This window comes from Nocardiopsis trehalosi NBRC 14201, assembly GCF_001552555.1.
GTDB lineage: Bacteria > Actinomycetota > Actinomycetes > Streptosporangiales > Streptosporangiaceae > Nocardiopsis_B > Nocardiopsis_B trehalosi.
Genome location: NZ_BCRK01000249.1, coordinates 1 through 7055 on the forward strand (window position 1 = coordinate 1; position 7055 = coordinate 7055).

Here is a 7055-nt window from a genome sequence, read left to right on the forward strand (position 1 = left end):
GGCGCGTCCGGGCGGCCCGCCGGGCCGCGCCGCGGCGGGCGACGCGCCGGTGAATTCCGTGGAAAGCCGCGCGTGCGACCCTGCGTCACGGTTAAATGACTCTTGGTATCCATCCACTCATAGGGATCAGACCAGGAGTAGCCATGCGAAAGCGACAGACGTCGACCATCCTCGCGGCCCTGCTGGCGGTGGGCGCCGGCGCGCTGGTCGCCGCACCGGGGGCCCAGGCGCTCGACCGCCCGGAGGCCACGCTCCAGCTCGCGGTGGTACCCGCCGGCACCGAGTCCGCCCCCCAGCAGGTGACCCTCGACTGCGCGCCCAACGGCGGCACGCACCCGGCGGCCGACTCCTCCTGCGCGTCGCTGGACCAGGTCGACGGCCGGTTCGCCGACCTGCCCACGCGCGACGGCATCTGCACCATGGAGCACCGCCCGGTCACCGTCCGCGCCACGGGCGAGTGGCGCGGCGAGCCGGTGTCCTACGAGGAGGAGTTCGGCAACACCTGCGCGGCCGAGATGGCCACCGACGGCGTGTTCGGCTTCTAGCCCACCGCCCCGCCGTCCCACCGCCACGGGGCGGCGGGGCGGCGTCGGCGTCCCCGGGGCCTGCGCGGCTCCGGGGCGGAGAGTGCATAGGCGTCCACGGATTGTGCAGTGCACAACATTGACCGGCCGGTCTTGGGTGCCGACGGGCGATGTCCCTACATTCGGGACACCCACCGGCGGCCGCGTCCCGCACGGCGCCCGCCCGCACCACTCCCCCGCTCCGTGAAGGAGACGCCATGCGATTCCCCCGTGCCGCCGCGCTGATCGGGGCGGCCGCGCTGCTGGCCGCCTGCGCCCCGGCCCAGTCGAACAACTCCGGCCCGGGCGCCGACGAGAGCACCGGCACGCTGCGGGTCTGGCTGTTCTCCGAGGTCGACCAGGAGCCCAAGGAGGCGGTGGTCGAGGACGCCGTCGCCGAGTTCGAGGCCGCCCACGACGGGGTGACCGTCGACGTGCAGTACATCCCGGTCGAGACCCGCGCCGAGCGCTTCCGCGCCGCGTTCAACGACCCGTCGAGCGCGCCCGACGTCGCCGAGTACGGCAACACCGACCTGGCCGGCTACGTCGAGTCCGGCGGCTTCGCCGACATCACCGAGGACCTCGCCGCCTGGGAGGACTACGCCGACGTCCCCGAGGACGCGGCCGCCACCGCTCAGGTGGGCGACGGCACCTACGGCCTCCCGTGGTTCCTGGGCATGCGCGCCCTGTACTACCGCACCGACGTGTTCGCCGACCTCGACCTGGCGGCGCCGGCCACCCTTGAGGAGGTCGTGGAGTCGGCGCGCGCCATCCGCGCCGACGACCCCGACATGCTCGGCATCTCCACCGGCGGCGCCTACACCTACGGGTTCCTGCCGTTCGTCTGGGCGTCCGGCGGCGACATCGCCACCGCCGAGGGCGGCACCTACACCGCCGCCATCGACTCCCCCGAGGCGCGGGCCGGCGTCGAGCTGTACTCCGAGATCCTGTCCGACGACATCTGCCCGCCGCAGACCTGCGCGGAGATGACCGGCAACGACAGCGTGCAGAACTTCATCGCCGGCGACGCCGGCATGACCATCGGCGGCAACTTCAACCTGAAGGCGGTCGAGGAGAGCGAGGTCGCCGACGACTACGCCGTCGTCCCGCTGCCCGGCACCGAGCCCGGGTCGGTCGCGCCCGCCTTCGCCGGCGGCAACAATCTGGGCGTGCTGTCGGGCTCGGAGCGCCGCACCCTGGCGGTCGAGTTCGTCCGGCTGCTCGGCGGCAAGGACTACCAGCGGCGCATGTACGAGGCCATGGGCAACCTGCCGACCTTCACCGACGTGCAGGCCGAGATCGCCGAGTCCGACGAGCGCATGGCGCCGTTCGTCGCGACCCTCGACGCCGGCACCCGGTTCGTCCCGGTCACCGGCGCGTGGGCGACCATCGACGCCGAGGGCGTGCTGCCGACCATGATGCAGCGGGTCGCGGCGGGCGACGCGACGGTCGACGCGGCCACCACCGAGGCCGCGGACGCCCTCGACGGCGCGTTCGCCGGGGAGTAGCCGGTGAGCGCCCCCGCGCTGACCGCGCGGCGGCCCGGGGGGCGCGCCCCCGGCCGCCGCCGCGGCCGCCTCGAACCCTGGGTGTACCTGGCGCCCGCCCTGCTCGTGCTCGGCGCCATGCTCGTGTACCCGCTGTACCAGCTCGTCCTCGTCTCGTTCTTCGACTACCGGCAGGCGCAGGTCAGCGGGAACGCGCCGCTGCGCTTCATCGGCCTGGACAACTACCGCTCCCTGGCGGCCGATCCGGAGTTCTGGTCGGTCCTGGGCAACACCATCGGGTTCGCCGCCGCGTGCGTGGTGTGCACGCTGCTGGTGGGCGGCGCCCTGGCGGTCCTCGCCACCCGGCTCACCCCGTGGGTGCGCACCGTGATGTTCCTCGCCGCGCTGGGCGCGTGGGCCACGCCCGCGGTGACCGGCAGCGCGGTGTGGCTGTTCCTGTTCGACCCCTCGCTCGGCCTGGTCAACCAGGTGCTGGCGGGGGTGGGCCTGGAGGGGTTCGCCGGCTACTCCTGGACCTACGACCGGTGGACCGCGTTCGGGCTGGTGGGCGCCGAGGTCGTGTGGTGCTCGTTCCCGTTCGTGATGGTCACCCTCTACGCCGGCATCCAGGCCATCCCGACCGAGGTGGTCGAGGCGGCCCGGATCGACGGCGCGTCGACGGCGCGGATCGCCCGCAGCGTCCTGCTGCCGATGCTGCGCCCGGCGATGATGATCGTCACCATCCAGTCCATCATCTGGGATGTGAAGATCTTCACCCAGATCTACATCATGACGGGCGGCGGCGGGATCGCCGGGCAGAACCTGGTGCTCAACGTGTACGGCTACCAGCAGGCGTTCGCCTCCGACCAGTACGGCCTGGGCTCGGCGATCGGCGTGGTCACCACGCTGCTGCTGCTCGGCATCACGCTGCTCTACCTGCGCTCGCTGCGGCGCAGCGGGGAGGTCCTGTGAACGGGGTCGCGATCGAGGAGCCGGGTCCGACCCGGCACGCCGCGGACGGGACGCCGCCGGCGCCGCCGCGGGCGGTCCGCACGAAGCGGGGCCGGCGGTCCGGCGGCCTGGTGCGGCGGGTGCGGACGGACGCGGCGGGCCTGCTGGTCGCCGCCGCGGTGGCGTTCCCGCTGTACTGGATGGTGCTGTCGGCGCTGAAGCCGCGCGCCGCCCTGGAGGCGGGCGACGCCACCCCCTACACGCTGGAGCCCAGCCTGGACTCGTTCCGCCGGGTGCTGTTCGTGGACGGGTTCGGCCAGTACCTGCTCAACAGCGTGCTGGTGGCGGCGGTCGTGGTGGTGCTGTCGACGCTGTGCGCCTTCCTGGCGGCCGTCGCGCTGACCCGCTACCGGTTCCGGGCCCGCACCACGCTGCTCGTGATGGTGCTGGTGGCGCAGATGGTGCCGGTGGAGGCGCTGACGATCCCGCTGTTCTTCCTGATGCGCAACGTCGGCGCCACGGTCCCCGCCCTGGGCCTGAACCACCTCGGGTCGCTGATGCTGGTGCACCTGGCGTTCGCGATCCCGCTGGCGATCTGGATGCTGCGGGGGTTCGTGGCGGCGGTCCCGCGCGAGCTGGAGGAGGCGGCCTGGCTGGACGGCGCGAGCGGGTTCACCTTCGTCACCCGGGTGCTGTTCCCGCTGGTGGCGCCGGGGGTGGTGGCGTGCAGCATCTTCTCGTTCATCATGACCTGGAACGACTTCCTGTTCGCCCGCACGTTCATCATCTCCGCGCAGGAGAACCAGACCCTGCCGATCGCGCTGCTGTCCTTCTTCAAGCCGGACGAGAACGACTGGGGCGGCATCATGGCCGGGTCGGTGCTCATGACCATCCCGGTACTGGTGTTCTTCCTGTTCGTGCAGCGCCGGCTGGTGTCGGGGCTGGGCGGGGCGGTGAAGGGGTGAGCGGGGCGCGGCCGGGCGCGCGGACCCGGAACGGTCCTCCCTGGGCGCGCGCGTTCCCCGTCTCCCGCCGACCGCCGGCCGGGGCGGTGGCGGGGTGACCGCGGCCGACCCGGTGCCCGAGGCGCCGGCGCCCCGCCGCAACGCGTCGGTGTCGCTGCGCCGGGCGCTGGCCATCCTGGAGTACGTGCGCGTGCAGCCGGCGCGCAGCCGCGGCGCCACCCTCACCGAACTCGCCGAAGGGGTGGGGGTGAACAAGAGCTCGGTGCTGCGCCTGGCCACCCCGCTGCTGGAGGCGCGGCTGCTGGTCCGCGACCGCGAGACCGGCCGGTTCCGCCTCGGCCCGGCGGCGCTGGCCCTCGGCCAGGCCTACCTGGACCAGTTGGACCTGCGGTCGGTGGCCAGCCGGCACCTGCGGGAGCTGATGCGCCGCACCGGCAACACCTGCCACCTGGTGGTGCTGGAGGGCACCGACGTGGTCTACGCCGACAAGGTCGAGGACACCACGACCGTGCGGATGGCCTCGCGGATCGGGGCGCGCATGCCCGCCCACCGCACCGCGGTGGGCAAGGCGATCCTCGCGTTCAGCCCGCCCGACCTGGTCGACCACGTGCTGGCGGCCGGGCTGACCGCGGTCACCGCCAAGACGATCACCGACCCGGAGGTGTTCCACGGCGAACTGCGGCGGGTGCGCGCCCGGGGGTACGCGATCGACGACCGGGAGAACGAGCCGGAGGTGCGCTGCGTCGCGGCCCCGGTGTTCGACCACAACGCCGATCCGGTGGCGGCGATCAGCGTGTCCTCGCTGGCGAGCCTGCTGCCGGCGGCGCGGGTGCGGGAGCTGGGCCCCCAGGTGGCGGCGGTGGCCGCGCGGATCTCGGCCGACCTGGGGACCCGCCCCGGCGATCATTCGTAGGTCACTCGTAGGGGTCGGGCGGGTTGTCGACCGCGGTCATCTCCTCCACGCGGAAGCGGTGGTCGCGGACGCTCTGCAGGTCGCCGGCGGGCTCCTCCCAGGTGCCGCGCACCGTCCACCAGGAGTCGGTCTCGGGCGCGGCGGTGCCGTCGGGCTGCGCGGTGACCAGGACCCGGTTGACGATGGCGTCGGCCGCGCAGCACGCCATCTGCAGCCGGGCCAGGTACCAGCCCTCGCCCTCGGGGTGCGGGACGACGAACCCGGTCAGCTCGATGGTGCGCCCGGACATGGCGCGCTCCTCGTCGGTCCAGGCGCGGGAGACGAACTCCTGCAGCTTCATCTCGACCGGCGCGTTGGAGGAGGGGTCGCCCAGCTCGTCGAACTCCGCCTCCGCCGCGGAGTCCTGGGGCGGGGCGGCCGACGCGGCGGTCTCGGCGGTGTAGGCGCCGAGGGCGGGCGGGGCGATCACGAAGACCGACACCACCGGCAGCAGCAGCAGCCACGCCACCCGCGGCGCGCGGGAATGGTCGTGGCCGTGCCCGTGGTCGTGGCCGGCGTGGCCGTCGGCCGCCGCCTCGGCGGCCTCCTCCTCGCCGCGCACGACCACCCGCAGCTCCGCGCCGATGATCGCCAGCCCGAGGGCGGCCACCACCAGGCCGGAGGCGATGAGGAACGGCCGGAACGCCTCCTGCACGTAGTTCAGGTAGAGGTCGGTGAACACGGTGCTGGTGAGCGCGGCGGCGCCGAGCAGCACCAGCACCATCCCCTGCGCGATGCGGTTCACAGCAGGATTCCTCCGATCACGAAGGTGAAGACGAGGGCGACCCCGAGGGTCAGGGGGACGAACCGGCGGACGAACGCCCACCCGAAGGTGCCCGCCTGGAGCGCGATGAGCTTGAGGTCGACCATCGGGCCGACGACGAGGAACGCGAGCTTGGCGGTGGGCGAGAACTCGGTCAGGCTGATGGCGACGAACGCGTCGGCCTCCGAGCAGATGGACAGCAGGATGGCCAGCAGCGCCAGCACCAGCACCGACACCACGGGCCGGTCGGCGACCGCGGACACCCACTCGCGCGGCACGATCACGTTGAGCGTGGCGGCGGCCAGCGCGCCCACGACCAGGAACCCGCCGGCGTGCATGAGGTCGTGCGTCATCGACTCCTGGAAGACCCGCCACCGGGGCGCTCCGGGGTCGTGGTGGGTGCGGGGCGCGCGGATCCAGTCGGTGCGGCCGAACCGGGCCCACACCCAGCCGACCACGACCGCGGCGCCGAGGGACGCCGCGAACCGGGCCGCGACCATCTCGGGCTGCCCGGCGAACGCCACCGCCGTGGCCACCAGCACGACCGGGTTGATGGCGGGCGCCGCCAGCAGGAAGGTCAGGGCGGCGGCCGGGGCGACGCCGCGCCGCATGAGGCCGTTGGCGACCGGCACCGACGCGCACTCGCACCCGGGCAGGACCGCGCCCGCCAGCCCGGCCACGGGCACGGCGGCCGCCGCGTTGCGCGGGAACACCCGCTGGTAGAAGGAGGCGGGGACGAACGCGGTCAGCGCGGCCGACAGGGCGACGCCGAACACCAGGAACGGCAGCGCCTGGAGGCTGATGGCGGTGAAGATGGTGGCCCACGCCAGGAAGGCGTCGCCGTCCAGGGCGTCGGAGAGCCAGGCGTTGCCGAACGCCAGCGCCATGAGGAAGAGCGCGAACAGCCAGACCGTGGCCACCCGCCGGGGTCCGCGCGGGCGCCCCCAGTCGGCGGGGGGCAGGTCGTCGCGGGCGTCCCAGTCGTTGACCAGGGAGTCGCCCAGGGAGGAGGACGCGGAAGCGGCGGCCCCCGCGGGAGTGTCGGACACGGCGCGTTCTCCGTCGTCGTTTACGGGTCGGAACGCATAGTACCGAGAATCGTTTTCACCCGGTCACACCGCGCCGCACCCCCGGCCCGAAACCCCACCCGGGGTGTGCCGCGCCCACACCCCGATACCCGCACGTGTGGTGCGACGGGCTATGGGATGGGTCACACCGCCGGTCTACCGTGGCGATCATGGACGCCTCCCCCCGCCGCCCGACCGCCGCCCCGCCGCAGGGGCCCGACCTGCGCGGGCGCACCGCCCTCGTCACCGGCGCCGCCGGCGGGATCGGCCGCGCCGTCGCCCACCGCCTCGCGGCGGCGGGCGCCCG

The 7055-nt window shown here is 73.8% G+C and carries 7 protein-coding genes; 5 read left to right on the top strand and 2 right to left on the bottom strand.

Translation table 11 applies throughout. The features are described 5' to 3' along the window. The first annotated feature begins 143 nt into the window (after positions 1 to 143). The 5 genes from NT8_RS26195 (at position 144) to NT8_RS26215 (ending at position 4879) form a co-directional block, all read left to right on the top strand. Positions 144 to 545, top strand: coding sequence for an SSI family serine proteinase inhibitor (locus NT8_RS26195; protein WP_067975194.1), 402 nt, complete (start codon positions 144 to 146; stop codon positions 543 to 545). Positions 546 to 781: 236 nt separating this feature from the next. After that, a complete protein-coding gene (locus tag NT8_RS26200) occupies positions 782 to 2071 on the top strand; it encodes an extracellular solute-binding protein (RefSeq protein ID WP_067975197.1) in 1290 nt (429 codons plus the stop codon). Positions 2072 to 2074: 3 nt separating this feature from the next. After that, a complete protein-coding gene (locus NT8_RS26205) occupies positions 2075 to 3022 on the top strand; it encodes a carbohydrate ABC transporter permease (protein ID WP_067975199.1) in 948 nt (315 codons plus the stop codon). 107 nt (positions 3023 to 3129) lie between these two features. Next, positions 3130 to 3966 (top strand): carbohydrate ABC transporter permease, encoded by an 837-nt coding sequence (locus NT8_RS26210; protein ID WP_067975204.1) that lies wholly within the window; start codon positions 3130 to 3132, stop codon positions 3964 to 3966. Positions 3967 to 4060: 94 nt separating this feature from the next. Further along, positions 4061 to 4879, top strand: coding sequence for an IclR family transcriptional regulator (locus NT8_RS26215; protein WP_245646342.1), 819 nt, complete (start codon positions 4061 to 4063; stop codon positions 4877 to 4879). A 1-nt stretch (position 4880) separates the two neighbouring features. Here the strand turns inward: NT8_RS26215 and NT8_RS26220 are convergent, their stop codons facing one another. Continuing rightward, complete coding sequence (locus NT8_RS26220; protein ID WP_067975201.1) at positions 4881 to 5663, bottom strand: TIGR03943 family putative permease subunit; 783 nt, start codon at positions 5661 to 5663, stop codon at positions 4881 to 4883. Then, positions 5660 to 6730, bottom strand: a complete 1071-nt coding sequence (locus NT8_RS26225; RefSeq protein WP_067975202.1) for a permease — start codon at positions 6728 to 6730, stop codon at positions 5660 to 5662. The genes NT8_RS26220 and NT8_RS26225 overlap by 4 nt, the downstream gene beginning before the upstream one ends. Positions 6731 to 7055: the final 325 nt, after the last annotated feature.

Excerpts from the sequence above, each read along its gene's own strand:
- NT8_RS26200 (WP_067975197.1), top strand. The coding sequence starts at position 782 with ATGCGATTCCCCCGTGCCGCCGCGCTGATCGGGGCGGCCGCGCTGCTG.
- NT8_RS26195 (WP_067975194.1), top strand. The coding sequence starts at position 144 with ATGCGAAAGCGACAGACGTCGACCATCCTCGCGGCCCTGCTGGCGGTG.